Genomic DNA, 25,145 nt, shown 5'->3' on the forward strand with positions numbered 1-25,145 from the left:
TATCAGCCCTCCGAAGGAGGAACATAGTGGGAACCATCAAAAAAATCGCAGGGCCGGCGGTGATCGCCGAGAACCTGCAAGGCGCCAAGATGTACGACATCGTGCGCGTCGGTCACGAAAAGTTGGTGGGTGAGATCATCCGTCTGGACGGTAACACCTGCTTTATTCAAGTCTACGAAGACACCAACGGCCTCAAGGTGGGTGAGCCGGTGGTGACCACCGGCCTGCCCCTGGCCCTCGAGCTGGGCCCCGGCCTACTGAACGGCATCTTCGACGGGATTTTGCGCCCGCTGGACAAGATCCAAGCGGTGTCGGGCATCTTCATCAGCCGGGGTATCGAGGTTTCGTCGCTGGATCGCACCCGCAAATGGGACTTCACCCCCCTGAAAAAGGTGGGCGACGAGGTTAAAGGGGGCGACATCCTGGGCACCGTGCCGGAGTACAGCTTCACCCACAAGATTCTGGTGCCACCCGACAAGGCCGGCCGCATCAAGCACATTGTGGAGGCCGGGCAGTACACCATCGACGATACCATCGCCGAGCTCGAGGACGGCACCAAGCTGCGTCTGGCCCACTTCTGGCCGGTGCGCAAGCCCCGCCCCTTCACCCGCAAGCTCGACCCCAACCAGCCCTTCCTGACCGGGATGCGCATCCTGGACGTGCTCTTCCCCCTGGCTGCCGGGGGTACGGCGGCCATCCCCGGCCCCTTCGGCTCGGGTAAGACCGTTACCCAGCAGTCCATCGCCAAGTACGGGGATGCCAACATCGTGGTGTATGTGGGCTGCGGCGAGCGCGGCAACGAGATGACCGACGTGCTGGTGGAGTTTCCCGAACTGGAAGACCCCCAGACCGGCCGCCCCCTGATGGAGCGCACCATCCTGGTGGCCAACACCTCCAACATGCCGGTGGCGGCCCGCGAGGCCAGCCTTTACACCGGCATCACCCTGGCCGAGTACTTCCGCGACCAGGGCTACAAGGTCTCGCTGATGGCCGACTCCACCAGCCGCTGGGCCGAGGCGCTGCGCGAGATCGCCTCGCGCCTGGAGGAGATGCCCGCCGAAGAAGGCTACCCGCCCTACCTGGCCTCGCGCCTGTCCAGCTTCTACGAGCGGGCCGGCAAGGTGATCACCCTGGCCGGTGAGCAGGGCGCGGTCTCGGTGATCGGCGCGGTCTCGCCGGCGGGCGGTGACTTCTCCGAGCCCGTCACCCAGTCCACCCTGCGCATTACCGGTGGTTTCTGGGCCCTGGATGCCCAGTTGGCTCGAGCCCGCCACTTCCCGGCCATCAACTGGGCCCGCTCGTACTCCCTGTTCCTGAACATCCTCGAGCCCTGGTACCGCGAGAACGTGGCCCCGGACTACCCCGAGGTGCGCACCCAGATCATCACCCTCTTGCAGCGCGAGGCCGAACTGCAACAGGTGGTGCAGCTCGTGGGCCCCGATGCTCTGCAGGACGCCGAGCGGCTGGCCCTGGAAATTGGCCGTATCGCCCGCGAAGACTTCCTCCAGCAAAACGGCTTTGACCCGGTGGACGCGAGCTGCTCAATGGCCAAGGCCTACGGCATCATGCAGATGATCCTGGCGGCCTACAAGCAAGGCGAGCTGGCCCTGGCCAAAGGGGCGACCATCGCGGACTTCCTGAACGACCCGGTGATCGAGAAAATCGGGCGGGCCCGCTACGTGCCCGAGGAGGAGTTCCCCGCCTACAAGGCCGAGTTCGATCAGATGATCAAGACCGCTTTCCTGGGTGCGGTCAAGGCGTAAGGAGGTTTTGATGCTCAAGAAAGAATACAACGCCGTAACTTACGTCTCCGGCCCGCTTTTGTTCCTGGAGGGGGCCGCCGATCTGGCCTACGGCGCCATTGTGAACATTGACGACGGCACCGGCCGCATCCGCGGCGGTCAGGTGATTGAAGTCTCCGACCAGTACACGGTTTTGCAGGTTTTCGAGGAGACCTCGGGGCTGAACCTCGAGCGCACCACGGTATCGCTGGTGGAAGACGTGGCCCGCCTGGGCGTATCCAAGGAGATGGTGGGCCGGGCCTTCAACGGGATTGGCAAGCCCATTGACGGCCTGCCCCCGGTGGTGGCCGACAAGCGCCTGCCCATCAACGGTGCGCCCATCAACCCGGTGGCCCGCGAGAAGCCCGAGGAGTTCATCCAGACCGGTATCAGCGCCATTGACGTCAACATGACCCTGGTGCGCGGCCAGAAGCTGCCCATCTTCTCGGGCTCGGGCCTGCCCCACAACGAGCTGGCCGCCCAGATCGCCCGCCAGGCCAAGGTGCTGGGCGAGGGCGAGGGCTTCGCGGTGGTGTTCGCAGCGATGGGGATTACCCAGCGCGAGGTGAGCTACTTCATGCAGGAGTTCGAGCGCACCGGGGCTCTCTCCCGCTCGGTACTCTTCCTCAACAAAGCCGACGACCCCACCGTGGAGCGCCTGCTCACCCCCCGCATGGCCCTGACCGCCGCCGAGTACCTGGCCTTCGAGCACGACTACCACGTGCTGGTCATCCTCACCGACATGACCAACTACTGCGAGGCCCTGCGCGAGATCGGTGGGGCCCGTGAGGAGATCCCGGGCCGCCGCGGCTACCCCGGCTACATGTACACCGACCTGGCCTCGCTCTACGAGCGCGCCGGTGTGGTGCACGGTAAGAAGGGCTCGGTTACCCAGATTCCCATCCTCTCGATGCCCGGTGACGATATTACCCACCCCATCCCCGACCTCACCGGCTACATCACCGAGGGCCAGATCTTCATCGCCCGCGACCTGGCCCAGCAGGGCATCTTCCCGCCCATCAACGTGCAGCCCTCGCTCTCGCGTCTGATGAACAACGGCATCGGTAAGGGCAAGACCCGCGCCGACCACAAGGAACTGGCCGACCAGCTCTTCAGCTCCTACGCCCGCGGGGTGAACCTGCGTCGTCTGGTGGCCATCACCGGTGAGGACGCCCTCACCGAGATGGACAAGAAGTACCTGCGCTTTGCGGATAACTTCGAGAAGAAGTTCATCAACCAGGGCCAGAAGGAACGCTCCATTGAGGAGAGCCTCAACATTGGCTGGGCTTTGCTCTCGGACTTCCCGCCCTCCGAGCTCAAGCGCATCCGCCGCGAGTACATCGAGCAGTACCACCAGAAGACCGGCAAGCTGGAAGAGCTGGTGGGGGCGTAAAGCATGAAAGGCGGGGAAGGAGAAAAATAGAAAAGCATGCGACCGTACCTTTCTCTTTCCACGCCTTTTAGGGGTTAACTATGGCTGAACAAGTCTCACCGACACGCTCAACCCTGCTGGCCAAGCGCGACCAGAAGCGGCTGGCCTTGCAGGGGGTGGAACTGCTCAAAAACAAGCGGGATGCCCTGATTGGGGAGTTTTTCGCTCTGGTGCAGGACTCGCTCAAAGCCCGTGAGGCCCTCAACGACGCGGCCAAGGAGGCCTACTTCAGCCTGTTGATCGCCAAGGCCTTCGACACCCCCGAGGCGGTGGAGTCGCTCTCCAGCACCCCCCTGGAGGTGCACATGGAGGTGGAGAGCCTGTATGGGGTCAAGGTGCCCCGCATCTCGGCCCCCGAGGCCGGGGGTGGGCTGTCCTTCAGCCCCATCGGGGTGGGTGCCAAGACCCTCGAGGCCGCCACAGCCTTCCGCCGCCTGGCCGAGGCCATTGTCGCGGTGGCCAACACCGAGAACCGCCTGCGCAAAATCGGCGAGGAGATCAAGAAAACCAACCGCCGGGTGAACGCCCTGGAGCAGATCTCCATCCCCGAGATCAACGAGCAGATCAAGTTCATCACCGACACCCTTGATCAGCGCGCCCTGGAAGAGGTGACCACCCTCAAGCGCATCAAAGCCGCCATCCTGGCCCGCGAAGCCGAGGAGCAGGGCATCGTCTCAGCGCACATCGAGAAGGGCGCGGGGCTTTAGGTGGGGGCTGCCTCCAGGCAGCGGGGCAGGGCCTCGAGCAGGGCTTCTTGAGCCTCGACAGGCTGGGCCGAGAGCCGGAGCCATTCCGGCAGACCAAACGAGGTGCAGTCGCGCACCCGGATGCCTTCCGACCGCAACCGCCGGGCTACCAGGGTGGCCCGGCCTACTTTAACCAGCAGAAAATTGGCTGGGCTTTCCTGCACCTCGAGGCCCAGCGCACGCAACCCGTTGGCGAGCTGCTTACGCAGACGCCATAGTTCTTCGCGGGTGCTGGCCAGCCAGCCCTGGGAGCTGGGCTGCAGGGTGGCCTGTAAGAAGGCCTCGCCATGCACCCCCACGACCCAGGAGGGCGCCAGGTTGCGGAAGTGCAACAGGCTTTGCGGCGCAACCAGATACCCAGCCCGCACCCCAGTAAGGCCGTGGGCCTTGTTGGGGCTGTACATCCGCCAGGCGTTGGGCGGCAGGGCGGGGGGGTTGGGCAGCAGGTGGTAGTAGGCCAGGTCGAGCACCAGGGCAATACGGTACTGCTCAGCGATGTGGGCGGCTTCCTCGATAAAGGTGTAGATCTCGCCGGTGGGATTGTTGGGCACGCATAAAAAGGCCAGGGTGGCCCTGGGCAGCAGACTCAAAAAGCTTTCGGCATCAGCAGCACGCAGCAGGGGTAGCTCGGCCGGCTGGGCCGCCCGGGCATACTCGCTGAAGGTAGGGGGAAAGATAAGCATGGGCCCGCGCAGATAGCGCCAGCGTGTCAGGCGGTGGATGATTTCGCTGGTGCCTCCTCCCACCGCAACCTGCTCAGGGGCCACCCCATGAAACGCGGCCAGGGCCTGGTGCAGTTGGGTGTACAGGGGATCGGGGTACCGGCTGGGATCAGCGGCCTGGATGGCTGCCAGGGCGTAGGGATCGGGGCCCAGGCTGTTGGCGTTGGTGGAGAAGTCGTAGCGGGGGGCGGGGCCTGCATCGGTGCCCCCATGAATGGGCGTGAGTACGTCGTCGATCATGTGCCACGATTATGGAGGATAGCCAGGGCGGTTTATGTGGGCTATCCTCAAGTCGTATCTAGAACAGTCCCAGAATACCCCTACCCACCACCCAAGTGCTCAGGCCGGCCAGAATCCCCGCACCCCAGCCGACCCAGGCAGCCCGGCGCAGCCCGGCCTGGAGGTCGCGGGTGGTGGGAACGCGCCCGTTGGGGTGCAGGGTGTACGCACCCGGCTTGGACAGGCGCAGGCCCAGACATAGGGCCAGGCCGGCCATGGGCCAGCCGCTGTTGGGCGAGGGGGTTTTGAGCGCTTCCCTGGATAGGGTTTTCCAGGGACAAGCCAGGCCGCATAGCAACAGGCCGGTGATACGGGCTGGGATGTAGTTAAGGAGGTCGTCGGCCCTGGCGGCGAACTTACCCGCCCATTCCCAGCGGCCTCGGTACCCCCACAGGGCGTCGGCGGTGTTGGCAAAGCGGTATAGGGCGGCCCCTGGCAGACCTAGCAGCACGAACCAGAAAAGCGGGGCTACCAGGGAGTCGTTGAGGTTTTCGGCCAGGCTTTCCAGGGCGCTTTCGCGTACCTCACTTTCCGATAAGGACTCGGTGGGGCGGCTGACCAGGTTGCGCAGGCGCAGCCGGGCGGCCTCGAGGTTTCTTTGCAAAGCCTCCTCCACCGCAACCACCTCATCCAGAAGCATTCGAAGGGCAAAAAGGGGTTTGAGCAGGAGAGCAGCCAGGATGGCCCCAGCCCCCTCGCCTGCCCTGGCGATTAGAGCCTCGAGGCCAGCATACACCCCAAGGACCGCGCCACACCCCAGGAGCCAGTAAAAGCTACCCAATAGAAAGGCTTTGATGGGAGGATGGGCGATGAGGTTGCTGCCTACCGTCTTCAGATAGGTTCCCATCCAGACCACCGGGTGCAGCCGGGCGGGGGGTTCGCGGAAAAACCAGTCCAGGAGTAGGGCCAGAATAACCGCCATGCGACCTTGGAGGCTATTTTGCTGTGCGCGGTGCGAGGGCGTCCTGATTGCGAATGGTTTTGGGCCGCCCATCCTCACCCAGGGCCACCATGACGAAACCGGCCCGGCAGGCCAGAATGCGCTCCTCCTTGTCGATGGGTTCCACCCACATCTCCACCTCGAGCCGCATGGAACTACGCCCAACCGAGGTGACCCAGGCCACCAACTCCACAATCGAGCCTTGAGGAACCGGATGATGAAAGTCGATGGCGTCGGTGTGTACCGTGACCACTTTACAGCGCGCATAGCGGGTGGCGGCCACAAACGCGGCCTCGTCCATCCAGGCCATGGCCGTGCCCCCATACAGGTTGCCGTAGTGGTTGCAGTCGGGGGGGCGCACCAAGTGTACGGTGCGGGTCAGCTCTCGCTTGGCCGAGGAACTCATTGCTCACCTCTTGCACGCATTGCTTGTGCTGCTAGAACCATGTTTTTTAGAGCGACGCGCACCTCTGCCCAGCTTCGGGTTTTGAGGCCACAATCGGGATTGACCCATATCTTCTCAAGGGGAATATAACGCTCAATTTTTTTCAATAACTGGATTATCTCCTCGACCGAGGGTATTCGAGGGGAGTGGATGTCGTAGACCCCTGGACCGATGTGGTTAGGGTAGCGCCCCTCTCCAAACGCTTCCAATAACTCCATTTGTGAACGAGCAGCCTCAATGGAAATCACATCAGCGTCCATGGCAGCAATGTATGAAATAATGGAGTTAAAGTCTGAATAGCACATGTGGCTGTGGATTTGGGTGGCATCGGCTACCCCGGATGTGGCAAGACGAAAGCACTTGACTGCCCAGTCGAAATATTCAGGCCAGTCTTTTGGGCGCAAAGGGGCCGCTTCCCTCAAAGCGGGTTCGTCTACCTGAATTACCCGGATTCCTGCAGCCTCGAGGTCTTTTACTTCGTCTCGTAAGGCCAGGGCAATCTGGGTACAGGTGTCTTGAAGAGGCTGATCATCTCGTACAAAAGACCACTTCATTAAGGTTAATGGCCCCGTCAACATTCCCTTAACAGGTTTAGATGTGAGGGACTGTGCATAACCAATCCAATGGACTGTCATGGGAGCACTGCGGTGCACGTCTCCATAGATGATGGGGGGTTTGACCGCTCGAGAGCCATAGCTTTGCACCCAACCATGCTGGGTGATGGCAAAGCCCTCTAACTGCTCGGCAAAATACTCCACCATATCGCTGCGTTCGGGCTCACCATGCACCAATACATCCAGTTCGATTTCTTCCTGAAAGTCAATTGCTTGGGCGATCTGTTCTCTTAACAAACTTTGATAGGCTTCCTCTGAAAGCCGCTTTTCCCTTAATGCGGCTCGTGCAAGACGTAGCTCAGCTGTCTGAGGAAAAGAGCCTATGGTCGTGGTGGGGAAGGTGGGTAGGCGCAGATGCTCTTGCTGACGAGGCCAGCGTTTGTCAAAGGGGCTTCGCCGCTGGTAATCCTCGGGCCGTATCTGGGCTAGCCGCCGGCGCACCTCGGGATTTTGAACCACAGGAGAGTTCCTGCGTTCCTCCAGGCTTCGCTGGCTTTCCGCTCTTACTTCAGGAGGTATGCCTTGGGCTAGGAGGGTGAGTTCATCCAGCTTTTGAACGGAAAAGGCCAACCAGGATTTGAGCCTGGGGTCTAGTTGGGTTTCGAGCCTTAGATCGTAGGGCACGTATAGCAAGGAGCAGGAGGGCGCGACTTCGAGAAGATCTGTACCAAGCCTGGCCTGGGCTTTTTCAAGCAAAGCCTGGGCCTTAGCCAGATCGGTTCTCCACACATTGCGCCCATCCACCAATCCCAGAGAAAGAACCATTCCCGATGGCACTTCGGCCAGTGCGGGTTCGAAATCCTCTGCGCCACGTACCAGATCAAGGTGTAGGCCTTGGCAGCCCAGTTCTAAGGCCAAACCGAGATTCTCGCGTAGAGGAGAAAAGTAGTTGGCTAGAAGGCAGCGGGGCCAGTGGGGCTTCCGGTGCTGGGCAAGGTAGGCATAGCTTTGACGGAAGCTTTCCACTTGGCGGGGGGAGAGCTCGAGGCCTAGCAGTGGTTCATCCATCTGTACCCATTGGGCGCCTAATTCTCCCAGAGAGTCCAGCACCTGAACGTAGACAGGAAGAATACCTGCAAGCACATCTTCCGGCTCCACTTTTATGTGGCGACCCAACCAAACCAAGGTAACGGGCCCCAAAAGCACTGGACGGGTGTGTATACCTTGTGCTAAGGCCTCTTTGAACTCGTTCAACACCTTAGGGTCGGTGAGACTGTAGCGCATTCCAGCCTCAAACTCGGGAACCAGGTAGTGGTAGTTGGTGTCGAACCACTTGGTCATTTCCAAGGGGGGCTGCTCTTTGAGGCCGCGTGCCATGGCAAAATAGTTGGATAGTGAGGGTTCTGGATTGAAGCGCTCTGGGATTGCCCCCACCATCCAGGCTGCGTCCAGCACATGGTCGTACAAAGAGAAATCGTTGCTAGGAGGACAGGTTACACCGTGTTCTTGCTGCAGTCTCCAGTGTTTTAGACGTAGCGAGGCGGTTCTTGAACGTAGCTCGTTTTCATCGATTTTGCCTTGCCAATAGCCCTCGAGTGCCCATTTGAGCTCCCGCTTGGCTCCAATTCGGGGAAATCCCAGGTTACCGACTTTCATAAAACTCCCGTGTGACTTAGCAACCATAGGGCTGGTCTCGGCGTGCTTTGGCCCGCTCCTCCCGGTACAGGATGTAGGCCCGGGCCACCGCCGGGTAGCTTTTCATCAGGCCCTCCTCCACCAGGTTCTGAATCTCTTCGATATGGAGCCGCTGCTGCCGGGCTTTGCGCTTGATGGGGCCCAGCACCTGCCGCTCGATCACCCCCGGGTCCAGGGCCACCCCGGTGGCCGCCCCGGCCTTCTCCACCGCCCGCACGATGCGCAGCTCGTCGAAGGGCACCACCCGCCCATCCCGCTTGACCACGGGCTGGTACTCGGGGGCCAGGCCCTCGAAGATAAAGTCCTCGTCCTGGATGGGCTCCACCCGGATGGCCTTCACATACCCGTTGCCTTTGGTGGAGAAGAAGTCGTGGTTCTTGGTATGGGTGGAAAGACCCGCCAGCACCACCGGGTTGACCGCCTCGGCGGAAACGCCGAAGTAAGGTTCCAGTCCCAGGTTCATCAGGGCCTTATCGGCGTTGTAACGGGAGAAGGTGACCACCGCCTCCGTGAGCCCCAACGGGGTGTAGAGCATCCGGCTGTAGCGCTCCTCCAGCCCCGCCAGGTGCTCCAGCATGCTGTACACCCCCTCGCGGGCGGTTTTCTGCTGGGCTTCCGGCAGTCCGGCGTACACCTCCTGGGCCAGCAGGCCCACATACACCCCGTGGATGCTCTCGTCGCGGATGATCAGGTTGATGATCTCCCCCGAGCTGGTCATCCGGCCCTGCCCGGCTAAGAGCAAAGGATAGAAAAACCCGGAGTAAAACAGAAACGACTCCAGCAGCACGCTGGCCGCCAGGCCCAGGTACAGGCTCTGCTCGTCCTGCACCCCCAGGTAGCGGCGGTGCACGAAGGTCTGCTTCTCCTGCAGAACCGGCTCGCTGCGCACCCAGTCGAAAAGCTCCGCGATGCGCTCGCTGGTGCAGAGGGTGGAGAAGATGCTGCTGTAGCTCTTGGCGTGCATGTGCTCCATGGCCCCCATGAAGCCCATCACGGCCTTGGCCTGGAGGCTTTCGATGTGCTGCGACAGCAGGGGCATCCCCACACTGCCCTGCACGGTGTCCAGCAGGGTCAGCCCGGCCAGCACCTGCTCGTAGACCCGCTGCTCTTCGCGGGAAAGGGTCATCCAGGTCAGCTTGTCGTCGGCCAGGGGGATCTCCTCGTCCACCCAGAACTGCCGCACGTTCTGATCCCAGAACATCTTGGTGTAGCCGTCGTCCGGACGGTTCCAGTTGACGGCGGATAGAACGGATAGGCTCTGTGACATCTTGGCTCCTTCAAACCGCACAGGTCAGGCATTCTTCCACGCTGAGGTTCTTGGTGCGGGTGTAGTACAGGCTCTTCAAACCTTTCTTGGCGGCGTACACATACAGCCGGGCCAGCTCGCGGGTGCTGGTCTCGCTGGTCACGAATAGGACGGTGCTGATGCCCTGGTCCACGTGCTGCTGGGCCTCGGCCACCAGGTCGATCACCCGGTACATGTTCATGTGGTACGCCGACTTGTAGAACCAGTAGGTCTCCTCCGAGAGGAAGGGCATGGGGTAGTAGGTGGTGGCGTTGCCGTAGGTGCGGGTCTCCACGTGCTCCACGATGGGCTGGATGGAAGGGGTGGCGTTCTGGATGTAGCTAATGGAGGCGGTGGGGGCCACCGCCAGCCGGTAGGCGTGGTAGAGGCCGTGCTGCTCTACCGCTTCCTTCAGGCGGGCCCAGTCCGCGGGGCTGGGCAGGGGGATGCCCTCGAAGAGCTTCCGCACCGTCTCCGTCCGGGGCCGGAAGTCCTCCTGGTACTTCTCGAAGTACCGCCCGCTGGCGTACTCGCTTTGTTCGAAGCCGTGGAAGGTCTGCCCCCGCTCGCGGGCGATCTCCATGGAGCGCTCCAGGCTGTAGTAGTTCATCGCCGCGAAGAAGCTGCGCACGAAGTCGCGGGCCTCTTCGGACTCGTAGCGGATCTGATTTTTGGCCAAGAAGCCGTGCAGGTTCATCACCCCCAGGCCCACCGAGTGGAAGGCCTGGTTGGCCCGCCAGACCCCGGGCACCTGCCGCACCGCGCTGGCGTCGCTGACCGCGGTAAGGGCGTCCATCGCGGTGTGCACGCTCTCGGCCAGGTTCTGCTGCTCCATCACGTTCACGATGTTCAGGCTGCCCAGGTTGCAGCTAATATCGAAGCCCGCCTCCACCACCTCCCCGGCGTCCCCCACCAGGGTGGGGGTCTGGAGCTGGAAGATCTCGGTGCAGAGGTTGGACATCTTGATCTGGCCCAGGGCTTTCAGGGGGTGCTGGCGGTTGGCGTTGCTGCGGTAGACGATATAGGGGTAGCCCGACTCGAACTGGGTCTGGGCGATCCGGGTGAGCATCTGGCGGGCCGAGAGGGGCCGTTTCTTGACCTCGGGGTGGGCGACCAGGGCCTCGTACATCCGGTCGAGGTCCATATCGTCGAGGTGTTCGCCGAAAGCCCGGTAGACCGAGTAGGGCGCGAAGACGTAAAAATCCTCCCCGGCCTCGGCCAAGTCGAAGAACTTTTGCGGCACCAAGAGGCCCAGCGAGAGGGTTTGCAGGCGGCTTTTCTCGTCGGCGTTGATCTTCTTGGTGTCGAGGAACTCCTCCACGTCCCAGTGGAAGATGTTCAGGTAGACCGCCCCGGCCCCCTTGCGCTGGCCCATCTGGTCGGCGTAGTTGAAAGCGTCCTCCAGCAGCTTGGCCACCGGCACCACCCCCTTGGCGGCGTGGGCCACCCCCTTGATGGGCTCCCCGCGCGCCCGCAGCTTGGAGAGGTTGAGGGCCACCCCGCCCCCGATCTTGGAGAGCTGCATGGCCGCGTTCAGGTTGTAGCCGATGGAGTTGAGGGAGTCGTCGAGCTCCAGCAGAAAGCAGGAGACCAGCTCGCCCCGCCGGGCCCGCCCCGCGTTCAGGAAGGTGGGGGTGGCGGGCTGGTAGCGCTGCTCCATCATGGCCCGGACATAGGCCTCGGCCTTTTGCACATCCCCCTGCCCCAGGTGCAGCGCCACCGCCAGTACCCGCTCAAAGTAGCGCTCCAGGTAGAGCTTCTTGTCGTCGCTTTTGAGGGCGTAGTCCTTGTAGAACTTGGAGACCGCCATGAAGCTCTGGAAGCGGAAGGGGTAGCTTTCGGCCAGGCGGTAAAGCCGCAACAGGTCGGCCGCCTCATACCGAGCGAAGAAATCCTCGTAGTAGCCCTCCTGGATCAGCGCCTGGAAGCGCTCCAGCGGATCTGAGAACCGCCGCAGCCGCAGCAGCACCTCCTCCTCGAAGGCCTGGGCTGCCTCGAGGTCTTTCTCGAGCTGGAAAAAGCCGTTTTTCTTATGCAACAGCGCACTGTTCAGTTCCAGATAGCGCATGGATGGCCTCCTTGATGATCTCTATATCCCTTGCAGTACCGGATAGTTCAAACTTGTGGATCACGCGAATCCCGTAGCGTTCGGCCAGCAGGTCGGCGGCCCGGGCAAAGTTAGCCCCCCAGTTGCGGTTGCCGCTGGCCGCCACCCCCACGATCAGGTGGCGGTTGTTTTCAACGAACCTCAGCACCTCCGGGGGAACCTGGCCGAAGCCGGTGGTGTAGGTGATGAGCAGGCAGGGTTCGGCGATTTTTTCCGTGCCGTCGCCAAGGCGCAGGGCCGGCAGGCCCAGCCGGGCGACAAAGCGGGCGACGTTGCCGGTCTTGGAGGTGTAGACGACTAGCAAAAGAGCCTCCCTCTGCAAATGCAAAAGCCGCCTTGCAAGACAAAGGATTCTGTCCTGGATTAAGGAAGGTTGACCAGCAGAGCAGATGCCAAAGGTCTAGCCGCTACCTGTTTGTATGGGAAGACTCATTCAGACCATCCTTTCCGCCCCTTGCGCGGAGGCGAGCGATGAGGACTCAAAGCAGGCATTCGGGCTATAACCGTTGCGCGACAGCGGCGGAATTGCACCGCACTTCCCCTGTCTTTGAACCCAGAAACCACATTTTGTGGTTTCTGCGGAGAAGCATACTATATGTTGTTTCATTTCGTCCAGATACCCAACCGCGTGCGGCTTGCCATTTATTGATAATGCATTATCATTATTGTGATTATGAAACTGAATCAAAGGGCAACGGGTGAGGTTATGAAGGTGGCGTATGTGTTTGCTCATCCTCGAGCCGCCAGCTACAAGCTGGGCCAGATGATATTGCCCCAGCTCGAGGCTGGCACGCACGGGGTGGAGGTGGTGGGGATGTTCTTCTTCGACGACAACGTGTACATCCTGCGCCAGGGGGATGCCGTGGGTGAGCGGCTGGCCCGGCTGGCTGAAGCGGAGGGCATTTTGCTGATGATGTGCGATATGTGCGCGCTCGAGCGGGGCCTGGCTACAGGGCAGCCCCGCTGGTGCGAGGGCCGTACCAGTCCGGCTGCCTGCAATCCACAGGGAACCGTACCGGGGGTGCAGGTGGGCTGCTTCCCCGATCTGTACGCCGCCCTGGCCTCCAACCCGCCGGATCAGATCATCACGCTTTGAGCACCTCACGGGAGGCCGCCTCCCGTTGTTCGAGGGCTTCGAGCAACTGACCGGACAGGGCGTAGAATAACCCCTCGATGCTGGATGGATTGATTGCGCTGGGGCTGTGGTGGGCGGGCGCCGCCTGGGTGCGCCGGTTTGGCTGGGCCTGGGGGGTGGTGGGGGTCTGGCTCAACCTGCTGTGGTTTATCTACCAAAACGAGCTGGGGCAGGGCTGGCTGTTCTATCTGCGGGGGGTGGGGCTGGCTTTTTTGCTGGCGGTGGGCTACCGGCAGTACGGGCTGGCCTGGGCCCTGCTGCCCTGGCCGCTGCTTTTTGCAGGGCGTTTCGAGCTGCAGATGCTGTGGCCTTACTTCCCAGCCTGGGGCGAGGGCCTGATGCTGGGGGCGGTGGTTTATTTGCTGGTGGGGCTTTTCAGAAGGCCCTGATACAGCTCGGGTCGGCGCTGGGGAAAGACCGGGAACTCCTGGCGCAGCCGGGCCGGGAAGGCCGGGTCTAGCTCGACCAGCCCAAGGCCCTCAGCTTCGACCCGCAGCAGCTCCTGGCCCAGGGGGTCCACGGCCAGGCTGGCCGCCCCGAAGGGGTTTTCGGCGTGGTTAACGGCCACCAGGTAGGCCTGGTTTTCGGCGGCGCGGGATTTGCAGAAAAGCTCCCAGGCGTAGCCGCGGCTCTTGGGCCAGGCCGAAGGAATCAGGAACAGGTTGACGCCTTGCAGCGCATAGACGCGGAAGAGCTCGGGGAAGCGCAGGTCGAAGCAGATGGCGAGGCCCACCTTGAAACCCTCCAGCTCGAGCGTAACCAGCTCCTGTCCCGGAATCATGGTCTCGGGCTCGCCGAAAGCGGGGATCAGGTGGGTTTTGGTGTAGGTTGCCAGCACCCCAGCCGGCCCCACCACCCTGGCCCGGTTGGCGTGGCGCGGGCCGGCCTGCTCCAGCACCCCGGCCACCACGCTCAGACCGGTCTGGGCGCAGAACTGCTCGAGCCGGGCCAGCACGCTGGGGGTAAAGGCGGCGTCGGCGAAGCGGTAGCCGCTGGGGAAGAGCTCGGGCAGTACGGCCACCTTTGCGCCTTGCTGGTGGGCTTGCGAAAGGAGCTCGAGGGCCTTTTGCAGCGTGGCCTCGGGGGTCTCGAGGGTGGCTAGGTGAACCAGGGCAACCTTCATGCTTTCTCCTGTAAACGGTAAGCCAGATAAGGCAGGCCCAGCCCCAGGGCCCCGCCCAAAAGCGCAGCACCCACCTGGCCGCCCACCCCCAGGGCCAGCCCGGCCAGTTGTACCAGGATCAGGGCTGCCAGCACGTAGACGTACAGGGGGATCACAAAGGGTTTGCCGCTGCCGTACTGCACCAGTCCGGCCCCCACCAGGGTAGTTACGGAAAGGGTGGTGCCAAAGGGGCTGGGTTGAAGGAAAAAAAACCAGATAAAGCCGGCGATCCCGGCGTAGATGAGGGTGCGGGCCAGCCGGTCAGGGGCCAGCAGACGTGGGAGGAATCCGCGCAACCCACCCTCCAGCTGTCAGGACTTGATAAAGCGCCAGACAACCAAACTGGACAGGATAAGCCCCAGACCGCCCCAGGCCACCTGCGGCTCCTGCCCGGCAAACCCCAGGAGGGTCGCCAGCACCCCGGCGCTCAGAAAGCCCAGGGCGTACTTGGGGTTCACCGTCAGGCCCAGCAGCAGGGCCACCAGAAAGCCCGAGAGCGCCGGCGGCATACCGGCCCCTACCGCGACGACCACGATCAGCAAGCCCAGGGTGATGAACAGGCCTACAAAGTAGGCACCTGCAAAGGGCTCCTTGCTGGGTTTATCCGTTGCTTTGTTCGCCATATTCGCACCTATCCTCGAGGTTGCTGCGATTTTGCAGCACAAACCACCTCTCGCTTGGGGTAAGGCCACCCCAGGGTAACCTAGCTTACCGCTTTTAGCGGTGTTTTGCCCGGGGCTTTCCCAGAAACTGGTTGGGAAGCTTTTACTATTGGCTATCGGCATGGGGCATGTTAGCATTCTTTGCTAGCTATGGCCCTTATCGTGCAAAAATACGGCGGAACCAGCGTGGGCGACCTCGAGCGCATCCACAAGGTGGCCCAGCGCATCCACCACTACCTCGAGAAGGGACACCGGATTGCCGTGGTGGTCTCGGCCATGGGCCGCACCACCGACGAGCTGATCGCCCTGGCCAGGCGGGTCAACAAACGCCCGCCTCAGCGCGAGCTCGACATGCTCACCACCATCGGCGAGCAGCAGTCGGTGGCCCTGCTTTCAATGCAGCTCCACGCCATGGGCATCCCCGCGCGGGGTTTTACCCAGCACCAGATTGGCATCACCACCGACGGACGCTACGGCGACGCCCGCATCCTGCGGGTGGAGCCCACCCTCATCCAGCAGGCCCTGGATAGGGGGGAGGTGGCGGTGGTGGCGGGTTTTATGGGCACCACCCCGGAAGGCGAGCTGACCACCTTGGGTCGGGGCGGTTCCGATACCACCGCCGTAGCCCTGGCCGCGGCCCTGGGAGCCCAGGAGTGCGAGATTTTTACCGACACCGAAGGGGTCTACACCACCGACCCCCACGCCATTCCCGAGGCCCAGAAGCTGAGCCGCATCGGCTACGATCAGATGCTGGAGATGGCCGCCCTGGGGGCGCGGGTGCTGCACCCCCGGTCGGTCTACTACGGCAAGCGCTATGGGGTGAAAATCCACGTGCGCAGCAGCTTTTCCTACAACCCTGGCACCATTGTTACGGAGGATGGAATGGAACTCGATCGCCCAGTGACGGGGGTAGCCCTCGACGATGAAATTGCCCAGATTGGCCTGGTTGGCATCCCCGACCGGCCCGGTATCGCCGCGCGGGTCTTTGAGGCCCTGGCCCGCAAGGGGGTGGCGGTGGACATGATTATCCAGGGCGTGCCCGGCCACGAGGCCAGCCGCACCCAGATGGCCTTCACGGTCAACCAGGACTTCGCCGAGGAGGCCATGGAGGCCCTCGAGCCGGTTCTGGCCGAGATTGGCGGCGAGGCCCAGCTAAGGCGGGACATCTGCAAAATCTCCATCGTGGGCGTGGCCCTGGCCTCGACCCCCGGCATTCCGGCCCGCATGTTCCAGGCCCTCTCGAGCGTGGGGGCCAACATCGACATGATCGCCACCAGCGAGGTGCGCATCTCCGCCATCATCCCCCTACAGTTCGCCGAGGCCGCCCTGCGCGCGGTGCACAGCGCCTTCGAGCTGGATAAGCCGGTGGAAAAGTAAAAGGCGAGGAAAGGGGAAAGAGAAACCAAGAGGCTTGACTTTGCTTTCCCCTTCTATCTTTCCTCGGCTTCGGGGGTCATATGAGTGAAACCGCCAACTACTCCGGCAAGCAGTACCTGACCTGGCAGGACATCACCAACCTGGTCTCCAAGCTGCTGGGCCAGCTCAACCCCAACGACTTCGACTGCATTCTGGCGGTCACGCGGGGCGGCATGATTCCGGCCTGTCTGGTCTCGGAAGCCACCGACCAGCGCAATATCCTGACCGCCGCGGTGATGTTTTACACCGATGTGGGCGAGACCATCAAAGACCCGGTGTTCTTGCAGTTCCCCTCGGATAGCCTGCTCTATGGTAAACGGGTCTTGATTGTGGACGATGTGTGGGACTCGGGCAAAACCGCCGTAGCGGTGCGGGAGCGCATCAAGATGGCGGGAGGGCATCCGCGGGTAGCGGTCTTGCACTACAAACCCCTAAAAAGCCAGTTCCCCGGTGACGCCCCCGACTACTACGCGGCCGAGACCGACGCCTGGATTGTGTACCCCTGGGACCCCGTGCAGGGCTGGACGACGCTGGGCCAGGGGGCCAGCCAGGCCTGAGCCTGGCTCCATTTGCTAGTTTAAAGGCGGCTCGAGGGCCTGCTATGGGCCCTCGAGCGCACTTTTGCAAGGCCTTACTTGATGAGCCCCAACTGCAACACCGCGTCGCGCTCGTCGGCCAGCTCTTTGGCGCTGGCGTCCATCTTGCTGCGGCTGAACTCGTTGATCTCCAGGCCCTGCACGATTTCAAAGTCGCCGTCTTTGCAGACGCAGGGGTAGCTGTACACCAGCCCCTCGGGAATGCCATACGAACCGTCGGAGGGGATGGCCATGCTCACCCAGTCGCCCGCCGGGGTGCCCAGGGCCCAGTCGCGCATGTGGTCAATGGCCGCACTGGCCGCCGAGGCCGCCGAGGAAGCCCCGCGGGCCTCGATAATCTCCGCGCCGCGCTTGGCCACTTTGGGGATGTAGGTGTTGGCGTACCAGTCGTGGTCGCCTACCAGCTCGTAGGCGTTTCGCCCGCCCACCTCGCAGTGGAATAGGTCGGGGTACTGGGTGAGGGAGTGGTTGCCCCAGATGGTCATCTTCTTGATCTCGCTGACCGGTACCTTAAGCCGGGCGGCGAGCTGGGAGATGGCCCGGTTGTGGTCGAGGCGGGTCATGGCGTGGATCTGGCGCGGCGAGAGGTTGGGGGCGTTTTTGTAGGTGATGAGGGCGTTGGTGTTGGCGGGGTTGCCCACCACCAGCACCTTGACGTGCTTGCGGGCGTTCTCGGAGAGGGCCCGGCCCTGGGCGGTAAAGATGGCGCCGTTGGCCTGGAGCAAATCGGCGCGCTCCATGCCTTGCTTGCGGGGCATGGCCCCGACCAGTAAAGCGTAATCGGCATCGCCGAAAGCGATGTTGGGGTCGTCGGTGGCAACGATGCCGGCCAGGGTGGGGAAGGCGCAGTCCTCGAGCTCCATAATCACCCCGCCCAGGGCCTTGAGGGCCGGGGTGATCTCCAGCAGTTGCAGAATCACCGGCTGGTCTTTGCCCAGCATCTCACCCGCAGCAATGCGGAACAGCAGACTATAGCCAATCTGACCGGCTGCACCGGTAACTGCCACACGTACAGGGGGTTTCATCTGAAAACTCCTTTCGTTGGGCCGCAGCCCATTTCTACCGCCCACGATAATAACGCGACCACTGCCGAATGTCGAAGGACAGCGGTTGGGGGTAGTTACACCGGTTGGGGAAGGGGTTTCAGCAAATCAACGCTCTAGACCGCAAATACCCTGTGGGCGTAACATTGCCTACATGACCGTCAGTCGCTACTACGATGTGAAGCGTGATGAGCGAGGCAAGCGCTATCTGGAGCCTTTTATCGAGGGTTCGCTCTTGCTGGGGCTGCCCCTGCTGAACAAGGGCACCGCCTTCACCCACGAAGAGCGCAGAGCCCTCAAGCTCGAGGGCCTCCTGCCGCCGCACGTGACCAGCCTCGAGGAGCAAAAGCAGCGCAACTACCGGCGCTACCGCCTGATCGAAAACGACCTGGAAAAGCACATCTTCTTGCGCAACCTGCAAGACCGCAACGAGGTGCTGTTCTACGCGCTGTTTGTAGACCACATGAGCGAGATGCTGCCCATTCTGTACACGCCCACGGTGGGCGAGGCGGTTAAGCAGTTCTCGCACATCTACCGTTACCCGCGGGGCTTTACGGCCTCCACCGACAACATCCACGAGATCGATCAGGCTCTGGCCAACGTGCCCCTCAACGACGTGCGCCTGGCCGTGGCCACCGATTCCTCGGCCATTCTGGGCATTGGCGACCAGGGCTTTGGGGGCATGGCCATCGCCATCGGCAAGCTTTCGATCTACACCGCGGCGGGCGGCCTGGGGCCCGACAAGGCCCTGCCCATCGAGCTGGACGTGGGCACCAACCGCGCCGATCTCATCAACGACCCGCTCTACCTGGGGGTGCGGCACCGCCGGCTCTCGGGCGAGGAGTACTACGCCTTTATGGATCGTTTTGTGGAGGCTTTCTGCAAGCGCTACCCCAACGCGGTCATGCAGTGGGAGGACTTCGGCAAGGACACGGCTTTTACCGTGCTCGAGCGCTACCGCAAGGTGCTCCCTTCCTTCAACGACGACATCCAGGGCACCGGCGCAGTTACGCTGGCCGGGGTGCTCTCGGCCTGCCGGATCAAGGGCCAGAACCTTTCTGACCAGCGCATCCTGGTCTATGGGGCTGGGGCCGGGGGCATTGGGGTGGCCCAGGCCCTGCTCGACGGCCTGATGCGCGAGGGTCTGACCGAGGCCGAGGCCCTGGAACGCCTGTTTGTGCTGGATTCCAAGGGCCTGCTGCTCAGCAACCGCAGCATGGAAGCCTACAAGCAGAAGTTCGCCAAAGACCCAGCCCTGATCAAGGACTGGCGCATCGCCGGGGAGGCCCCCAACCTGTACGAAACGGTGGTGAATGGCCGGATTACGGTTTTGCTGGGGCTGTCGGGCCAGGCAGGTTCGTTTACCGAGCCCGTCGTCCAGGCGATGCAGGCCAACACCGAGCAGCCCATTATCTTCCCCCTTTCCAACCCCACCAGCTCGTCGGAGGCCATCCCCGAGGAAATCCTGCGCTGGACGGGCGGCAAAGCTCTAGTGGCCGCGGGGAGTCCCTTTGCGCCGGTGGAGCTGGATGGCCGGGTTTACCCAATCGGCCAGGGGAACAATGCCTTTGTGTTTCCGGGCCTGGGCTTTGGTACGGTGCTCTCCAAAGCCAAAGAAGTCTCCGATGGTATGGTGCTCGAGGCGGCCTACGCCCTCTACGACTACACCCGCCAGCACCACCCCGACCGCATATACCCCCCCACCTCGGAACTGCGCGAGGTCAGCCAGTTGGTGGCCTCGAGGGTGATCCGCCAGGCCATGAAGGAGGGGCTGGCCCGCGAGGAGCGCTTGAAGGGGCTGGGTATGGAGGCCATCCAGGCCTATGTGGCCGAGCGCTTCTGGCAGCCCCGCTATCTGCCTTATAAGCCCGCCGCCCACAACAGATAACCCAGACTGCTGTAGCACGGCCTTTGCAAAGCGCGCCCCATTCCCGAAGCAGATTGGTACAGGCTGGTTGGCGAGGCGCTAACCCAATCTGGTATAAAACCTGGCAGATTTTCGTATACTTAAAACGTCAAGGGCTTTTAGCCCTGTTTATATATGGATAAGAAAGACCGTCCGGTGTACATCATTTCGGTTGCCGCCGAACTGGTGGATATGCACCCCCAGACTTTGCGCCTGTATGAGCGTAAGGGCCTCATTCAGCCCAAGCGCTCGGGGGGCAAGACCCGGCTGTACTCCGAACGGGACGTGGAGAAGTTACGGGAGATTCGCCGCCTGACCCAGGAGCTGGGGGTCAACCTGGCCGGGGTGGAGGAGATTATGAAACTGCGCGACGAGCTATGGGCGCTCGAGCAGCGGTTTCGCGAGGAGGCCGAGCGGCTCAAGCAGGAGCTGGGGGAGAAGCTCGAGGCCCTCAAAACGCCCCCGGCCCTGCCACCCCCTGGTGAGTCCAAAAGCAAGAAAACCGACGACAAAGAACGGCCGGTTTATATCATCTCGGTGGCGGCGGAGCTGGTGGGCATGCACCCCCAGACCCTACGCCTCTACGAGCGGGAGGGCCTGGTCACGCCCAGCCGCACCTCTGGCAAAACCCGTCTCTACTCCGAACGGGACGTAGAAAAGCTGCGGGAGATTCGTCGGCTGACCCAGGAGCTGGGGGTCAACCTGGCCGGGGTGGAGGAGATCATCCGCCTGCGCGATGAACTGGATATCCAGCAAAACCGGCTCGAGTCCGAAATTGCCCGCCTGCGCCTGGCGCTTCTGCGCGAGCTAAAGCCGGAGAAAAGCGACCAAAGCGACCAGAAGAAAGCCAAGTCCTCGGCGGGTTAGCGCAGCTTGAGCGGCAGGCGCAGGGCATAGGCCAGCCCCACAAACACCAGCAGGCCTGCCGACCCCCCCAGGGCAAGGGGCAGGATGTTGTGTAAAAAGAAGGCCGGGACTCCAAACTGAACTGCCACCAGGTAGGCGACCCCACCCGCAGGGGCGGCGGCCAGCGTGGCCCTGGCGGTTATTCCCCATACCTGGGCTGGGCGTACCATCTGAAAAACCTGTAGCCGCTGGGCGTAGATCGCCAGGCCTAGCCAGCCCGCCAGCCCGGTGGCCAGGTTGAGCACAAACAAACCCTGCTCCCGCAGCAGCCAGTAGCCAAAGGTATTTAGCAAGGCGATGGTGGCCGTCACGCCAACCGCCTGACCCACCTGCCCCACGGCATAGAAGCCCCGCAGCATGAGCTGGTTCAGGCCCCAGGGGAGGAGCGCAAAGCCCAGGGCCATCACGGTCTGGGTGGTATAGGCCCGGTTGGCCTCAGAGAAGTGGTCGGTAAAGGCGTAAAGCGTTCCCACAATCCAAGGTGCTAGAGCCACCAGCATGGCCGAGGCGAAAGCCAGCGGCACCGCAAGCCGTGCCATGATGCGGAAGAGCAGCTCGCGGGCTTTGCTAACCTCGCCGTTGCCGGCCAGGGCGGAAAGCCGGGGAAAGGCGGCCATGGCCGGTGAGACCGCCAGCAGGCCCAGCGCGGTGGTGAAAAGCAGCTCGCCGTTTTGAAAGCCCGTCACGGCGGCGGTGGGGTAGGCGGCCAGAATGCTCAGCAGAACCAGGTTCAAAAACTGCCGCACCGAGGTGGTGAAGGCGAAGGGGCCAATCCGGCCCAGGGCGGCGCGGAAGGCGGGATGCCACCTGAACTCGAGGCCATAGCCTTTGAGGGCGGGTAGCTGTACCAGGGCTTGCAACGCCCCCCCCAGCGTAACCGACAGACCCAGGGCCGCAATGCTGCTGGGAAACAACAGCATCAAGGCAATGGAGCCCAGGTTGAAGGCCACGGGGCTGAAGCTGGTGAGGCCAAAGCGCTCGCCCGATTGCAGCATCGAGGAAAACAGCGAGGCCATCGAGATCGAGAGCAAAAATGGCATCACCAAACGAATCAGCAGCACCAACTGCTCGAACACTGCCGGGTCGCGCAGGGGGCTGGGCTGGGCCAGGGATAGCTCGGCCAGCCACAACAGCGCGCCGGCAATTTGAGGGGCGAAAAGCAGGCCCAGGCCCAGAATTACCAGATTTACCCCCAGCAGAAAGGCCCCAAAACGCCGGGCGAAGGTGCGGGCCTCTTCGGGCGGAAGGCCGGTCAGCACCGGAATCAGGGCGTTCTGGATGGCCCCCTCGGCCAGCAGCTCGCGCAGCAGGTTGGGAATGCGGTAGGCCACCCAGAAGGCATCCTTGGTGGTGTCTGGGAGCGGAAGGTTGGTCAGGATGGTCTGGCGCACCTGGCCCAGCAGGCGGCTGGCGAGGGTACCGGCCATGACCAGAAGGGTGTTGCGAAGGATGCGTGACATGAGGGGCTCGAGCCTCCAATACTTCCAGGGTTATACCAGACTCATTCCGTTTTGGGCCGAACAGGCTGGTAAGAGACAGCACCCACAAAGCCTGGCGTGGCTTGGGGTTCTCGCTATACTGGCCGCAATCCAACGCTTGGAGTCAATCAATCCCTCCAGCGCACGCGGCTCCCCGCTGGCGATTTGGAGACCTCCAGGCGCGCAGGCATTCGCTCGGCCAGGGCCTCGACGTGGGTGACGATGCCCACTAGGCGGCCCTGGCTGGGCAGGGCTTCCAGCACCCCGGCCACCTGTTCCAGCGTTTCGGCGTCGAGGGTGCCGAACCCTTCGTCCAGAAACAGCGCGCCGATTCGGCCACGGGAGAGGTGCTCGGAGAGCGAGAGCGCCAGGCACAGGCTGGCCATGAAACTTTCCCCCCCCGAAAGGGTGCGCACCGGCCTCAGGGCCTCAGTCCAGCGGTCGAATACGAAGTAATCGCCGTCCTCGAGCCGCAAGGTATAGCGGTTATGCGAGAGCGACTGGATGAGTTCGGAAGCCCTGGAGAGCAGGCCGGACTGATAGCGCTCCAGCAAGAAGTCCTGGAAGCGGTTGCCCTTGAGATCCAGCTCGAGCTGCTCCCAGAGGTCGATCTGTTTGTCCAGATCCGCTTTTTCTTTCTGGATCTGACGCTTGCGCTCGAGCTGCTTCTGCAGGTGTTTGAGCGCTTCCTTTCTGGCGCCCAGGCGCTGCTTGGTCGAGTCGAGGGCCTCTTTCAGTTCGGCCAGGCGCTGCTTTTGTTCGGCCACCTGGGCTGCGTCCACCGGCTCCTGGCCCTGTAGCTTTGCTTCTAACTCCCTGAGCTCGCGGGCTATCTGGGCCCCCTCGAGCTCGTGATCCTGCACCCGTTTGCGTAGGGCCGCTACCTCGGCCGGGCTCAGGCGGGCCGCCCGGACGGCCTCGAGGTCTTCGAACCGGGCCTCGCGCCAGAGGGTCTCTACAGCCTCCTGCTGCCGGGCCAGGCTGGCTTCCAGCACCCGCACCACCTCGGCCTGGCTCTGGACTTTGCCCCTGGCTTCGGTCAGGCTGGCCTCGGCCTGGGCGATCTGATCGGCCCGGTCCTGGGCAGCTTTGAGCTCTTTCAGAAGCTGCTGCTCGTAGGCTGCTGGGGTCAGGCCGCCAGCAACGGCGCGGATTTCCTGCGCCAGCGCGGCCAGGCGCTGGGTGCGTTCTGCCCGAACCTGCTCGAGGCTGCCCAGGGCCCGGCTTTTGGCTTCCAGGTCTGCATAGGCCTTGCCGGCCTCATCGGCCTCGGCTTGAAGGGTTTGCACCTGCGTTTGTAGCTTTGGCAGTTGCTCGTTCAGGTCGTCGAGGCGCTTCTGTGCGGCTTTGTAGTCGGCCCGCAGCTCGGTGAGGGTGGCCTCGAGGCGTTCCACCCGGGTTTTGAGGGCCTGGAGGTCGGCCTGGGGCTGGGCCGGGGGTAGGGCAGCGACCGGATGGCCGCAGAGGGGGCAGGGCTCGCCCACCTTGAGATGGGGGTGGTAGTGTGCGATGCCCTGCCGGAGTTTTTCACGCTCGAGGGCCGCTTTGGCTTCTTCCAGCTCCGTTTTTTGGCCCTGGCCCTGGTCTTTGAGGCTCTTGAGCTTGTTTTCCAGCTCCGCGTGCTCGGCCTGGGCTTTTTCTGCTTCCCGAAGAGCGGCCTGCAGGCGGGTCTGGGCCCGTTCGGCCTGGGTGCGGGCTCGGGCGAGGTCGGCAAAGAGCCGCTCAGCCTCGCGCAGCTGCTCGAGGCGGTCTTCGTCAAAGGGCAGCGGGCTGGGGTGGTGCAGCTCGAGCTGGCCCCCGTAGCGCTTGAGGCGGGCCTCCTGGTCTTTGAGCAGAGGTATCTGGGCCTGGCTGCGCTTGAGCCCCTCCAGGCGCTCGGGATCGAAGCCCTGGCGCAGCTTCTCGAGCAGGGCCTCGAGCTTTGCCAGCTCTGACCGGTGGGCCTTCAGGATGTGCTGGGCCTGCTCGAGGTCACGCTGGCTGGTCTGTAAAGCCTCGAGCTGGGGCCAGATGCGCTCGGCCTGCTCGGCGCGTGCGAGTTTGGCAATGGTTTCGGCGATGCGGGGTTGTTCGCTTTCCCAGGTCTGCTTGCGGCGGCGCAGGGCCTCGAGGGTGCTATAAAGCTGGCTCAGCTCCTCGAGTTTTTTCAGGGTTCGCTCGATTTCTTCCACTCTTTGGCCCAGCTCACGCTCGCTTTGCGCTAGCCCTGCGATTTCGTCTTGCAGCGCCGCAATGCGCTCTTCCTCAGCCTCGGCCAGGGTATCCAGCTCTCCTTCCAGACGGTCTTTCTGCTTGTTCAGGGCCGCGAGGCGGGCCGCTGCCCGTTCCCGCATGGCCTTGAGGCTCTCCAGACCATACAGCTTGATCAGGGTCTCGCGGCGCTCTTTAGGCGAGCCGCGCAAAAACAGGTCGAACTGGCCCTGGGGCAGCAGGATGGCCCGGGTAAAGGTCTCGTAATCCATGCCCAGAATCTCGGCCAGTTTGGCGTCCAGCTCCCGCACCCTCTCGGAGGCGGGATGGGTTTTCCACTGGTTTTGTTGGAGGTACTCGAGGCGGCTCTGGCTCTCCTTGCCCACCACCCGCACCACCCGCCAGACCTGCTCGCCCATGGCAAAGGTCAGCTCCACCTTGGCCGATTCGGCCTGGGGGTGCTTGAGGTCTTTGAGGCCGCTCGAGCCGATGCGCGGGGTGGCCTTGTAAAGGGCATAGGTAATGGCGTCGAGCAGGGTGCTTTTGCCTGAACCGGTGGGGCCGGTAATGGCAAACAGGCTCACATCATGGTCGAACTGAACGGCTTGCGCTTCGGCGTAGGGGCCAAAGCCATCGAGGAGTAGCTTGAGGGGTTTCATGGCAAA

General features: G+C 62.8%; 22 protein-coding genes and 1 riboswitch. Of the genes, 9 read left to right on the forward strand and 13 right to left on the reverse strand.

Going from position 1 to position 25,145, the window contains the following annotated elements; translation table 11 throughout:
* The first annotated feature begins 23 nt into the window (after positions 1 to 23).
* The 3 genes from MRUB_RS04870 to MRUB_RS04880 all read left to right on the forward strand — a co-directional run bounded on the left by MRUB_RS04870 (position 24) and on the right by MRUB_RS04880 (position 3,920).
* On the forward strand, positions 24 to 1,763 hold the full coding sequence (locus tag MRUB_RS04870) for a V-type ATP synthase subunit A (RefSeq protein WP_197057647.1): 1,740 nt from the start codon (positions 24 to 26) through the stop codon (positions 1,761 to 1,763).
* Positions 1,764 to 1,773: 10 nt separating this feature from the next.
* Entirely contained in the window at positions 1,774 to 3,174 is a 1,401-nt protein-coding gene (locus tag MRUB_RS04875) for a V-type ATP synthase subunit B (protein WP_013013246.1), read from the forward strand.
* Positions 3,175 to 3,254: 80 nt separating this feature from the next.
* A complete protein-coding gene (locus tag MRUB_RS04880) occupies positions 3,255 to 3,920 on the forward strand; it encodes a V-type ATP synthase subunit D (RefSeq protein ID WP_013013247.1) in 666 nt (221 codons plus the stop codon).
* On the opposite strand, the gene MRUB_RS04885 is transcribed toward MRUB_RS04880, so the two are convergent.
* Genes MRUB_RS04885 through nrdI form a run of 7 tightly spaced genes read right to left on the reverse strand, consistent with a single transcriptional unit; the run spans position 3,917 to position 12,290 of the window.
* Positions 3,917 to 4,921: a pyridoxal phosphate-dependent aminotransferase gene (locus MRUB_RS04885; RefSeq protein ID WP_013013248.1), complete on the reverse strand. Its 1,005-nt coding sequence runs from the start codon at positions 4,919 to 4,921 to the stop codon at positions 3,917 to 3,919. The genes MRUB_RS04880 and MRUB_RS04885 overlap by 4 nt on opposite strands.
* A 58-nt stretch (positions 4,922 to 4,979) precedes the next feature.
* On the reverse strand, positions 4,980 to 5,882 hold the full coding sequence (gene cbiB / locus MRUB_RS04890) for an adenosylcobinamide-phosphate synthase CbiB (protein WP_013013249.1): 903 nt from the start codon (positions 5,880 to 5,882) through the stop codon (positions 4,980 to 4,982).
* A gap of 13 nt (positions 5,883 to 5,895) precedes the next feature.
* Positions 5,896 to 6,306: an acyl-CoA thioesterase gene (locus MRUB_RS04895; protein ID WP_013013250.1), complete on the reverse strand. Its 411-nt coding sequence runs from the start codon at positions 6,304 to 6,306 to the stop codon at positions 5,896 to 5,898.
* On the reverse strand, positions 6,303 to 8,555 hold the full coding sequence (gene metE, locus MRUB_RS04900; protein WP_036199901.1) for a 5-methyltetrahydropteroyltriglutamate--homocysteine S-methyltransferase: 2,253 nt from the start codon (positions 8,553 to 8,555) through the stop codon (positions 6,303 to 6,305). Before metE ends, MRUB_RS04895 begins: the two co-directional genes overlap by 4 nt.
* 16 nt (positions 8,556 to 8,571) lie before the next feature.
* On the reverse strand, positions 8,572 to 9,861 hold the full coding sequence (nrdF, locus tag MRUB_RS04905; protein WP_013013252.1) for a class 1b ribonucleoside-diphosphate reductase subunit beta: 1,290 nt from the start codon (positions 9,859 to 9,861) through the stop codon (positions 8,572 to 8,574).
* 10 nt (positions 9,862 to 9,871) lie between these two features.
* Entirely contained in the window at positions 9,872 to 11,947 is a 2,076-nt protein-coding gene (gene nrdE, locus MRUB_RS04910) for a class 1b ribonucleoside-diphosphate reductase subunit alpha (protein ID WP_013013253.1), read from the reverse strand.
* Positions 11,910 to 12,290: a class Ib ribonucleoside-diphosphate reductase assembly flavoprotein NrdI gene (gene nrdI, locus MRUB_RS04915; RefSeq protein ID WP_013013254.1), complete on the reverse strand. Its 381-nt coding sequence runs from the start codon at positions 12,288 to 12,290 to the stop codon at positions 11,910 to 11,912. The genes nrdE and nrdI overlap by 38 nt, the downstream gene beginning before the upstream one ends.
* 175 nt (positions 12,291 to 12,465) lie before the next feature.
* Positions 12,466 to 12,537, reverse strand: a riboswitch (adenosylcobalamin-variant (AdoCbl-variant) riboswitch).
* A gap of 155 nt (positions 12,538 to 12,692) precedes the next feature.
* Here nrdI and MRUB_RS04920 point away from each other — a divergent pair.
* Entirely contained in the window at positions 12,693 to 13,082 is a 390-nt protein-coding gene (locus tag MRUB_RS04920; protein ID WP_013013255.1) for a SaoD/DsrE family protein, read from the forward strand.
* Positions 13,083 to 13,159: 77 nt separating this feature from the next.
* Positions 13,160 to 13,510: a hypothetical protein gene (locus MRUB_RS04925; RefSeq protein ID WP_013013256.1), complete on the forward strand. Its 351-nt coding sequence runs from the start codon at positions 13,160 to 13,162 to the stop codon at positions 13,508 to 13,510.
* Here the strand turns inward: MRUB_RS04925 and MRUB_RS04930 are convergent.
* From MRUB_RS04930 to MRUB_RS04940, 3 genes are read right to left on the reverse strand one after another with little or no spacing between them, the layout of a single operon-like run.
* Complete coding sequence (locus tag MRUB_RS04930; RefSeq protein WP_013013257.1) at positions 13,477 to 14,244, reverse strand: carbon-nitrogen hydrolase family protein; 768 nt, start codon at positions 14,242 to 14,244, stop codon at positions 13,477 to 13,479. The two genes, MRUB_RS04925 and MRUB_RS04930, sit on opposite strands and share 34 nt — an antisense overlap.
* Complete coding sequence (locus MRUB_RS04935) at positions 14,241 to 14,579, reverse strand: hypothetical protein (protein WP_013013258.1); 339 nt, start codon at positions 14,577 to 14,579, stop codon at positions 14,241 to 14,243. The genes MRUB_RS04930 and MRUB_RS04935 overlap by 4 nt, the downstream gene beginning before the upstream one ends.
* 15 nt (positions 14,580 to 14,594) lie before the next feature.
* A complete protein-coding gene (locus tag MRUB_RS04940) occupies positions 14,595 to 14,906 on the reverse strand; it encodes a hypothetical protein (RefSeq protein ID WP_013013259.1) in 312 nt (103 codons plus the stop codon).
* Positions 14,907 to 15,095: 189 nt separating this feature from the next.
* On the opposite strand from MRUB_RS04940, the gene MRUB_RS04945 reads away from it, so the two are divergent.
* Together MRUB_RS04945 and MRUB_RS04950 are read left to right on the forward strand one after the other, a co-directional pair.
* Complete coding sequence (locus MRUB_RS04945; protein ID WP_013013260.1) at positions 15,096 to 16,322, forward strand: aspartate kinase; 1,227 nt, start codon at positions 15,096 to 15,098, stop codon at positions 16,320 to 16,322.
* A gap of 80 nt (positions 16,323 to 16,402) precedes the next feature.
* Positions 16,403 to 16,918, forward strand: a complete 516-nt coding sequence (locus MRUB_RS04950) for a phosphoribosyltransferase (protein ID WP_013013261.1) — start codon at positions 16,403 to 16,405, stop codon at positions 16,916 to 16,918.
* Positions 16,919 to 16,992: 74 nt separating this feature from the next.
* On the opposite strand, the gene MRUB_RS04955 is transcribed toward MRUB_RS04950, so the two are convergent.
* Positions 16,993 to 17,982 (reverse strand): malate dehydrogenase, encoded by a 990-nt coding sequence (locus tag MRUB_RS04955; RefSeq protein WP_013013262.1) that lies wholly within the window; start codon positions 17,980 to 17,982, stop codon positions 16,993 to 16,995.
* Positions 17,983 to 18,154: 172 nt separating this feature from the next.
* Between MRUB_RS04955 and MRUB_RS04960 the strand changes: the two genes are divergently transcribed.
* Both MRUB_RS04960 and hspR read left to right on the forward strand, forming a co-directional pair.
* Positions 18,155 to 19,888, forward strand: a complete 1,734-nt coding sequence (locus MRUB_RS04960) for an NAD-dependent malic enzyme (RefSeq protein WP_013013263.1) — start codon at positions 18,155 to 18,157, stop codon at positions 19,886 to 19,888.
* A 153-nt stretch (positions 19,889 to 20,041) separates the two neighbouring features.
* Positions 20,042 to 20,773, forward strand: a complete 732-nt coding sequence (gene hspR, locus MRUB_RS04965) for a heat shock protein transcriptional repressor HspR, fused homodimer type (protein WP_013013264.1) — start codon at positions 20,042 to 20,044, stop codon at positions 20,771 to 20,773.
* On the opposite strand, the gene murJ is transcribed toward hspR, so the two are convergent.
* Complete coding sequence (murJ, locus tag MRUB_RS04970; RefSeq protein WP_013013265.1) at positions 20,770 to 22,272, reverse strand: murein biosynthesis integral membrane protein MurJ; 1,503 nt, start codon at positions 22,270 to 22,272, stop codon at positions 20,770 to 20,772. The genes hspR and murJ overlap by 4 nt on opposite strands.
* 146 nt (positions 22,273 to 22,418) lie before the next feature.
* On the reverse strand, positions 22,419 to 25,139 hold the full coding sequence (locus MRUB_RS04975) for an AAA family ATPase (RefSeq protein ID WP_013013266.1): 2,721 nt from the start codon (positions 25,137 to 25,139) through the stop codon (positions 22,419 to 22,421).
* Positions 25,140 to 25,145: the final 6 nt, after the last annotated feature.

The organism is Meiothermus ruber DSM 1279 (assembly GCF_000024425.1).
Lineage (GTDB): Bacteria > Deinococcota > Deinococci > Deinococcales > Thermaceae > Meiothermus > Meiothermus ruber.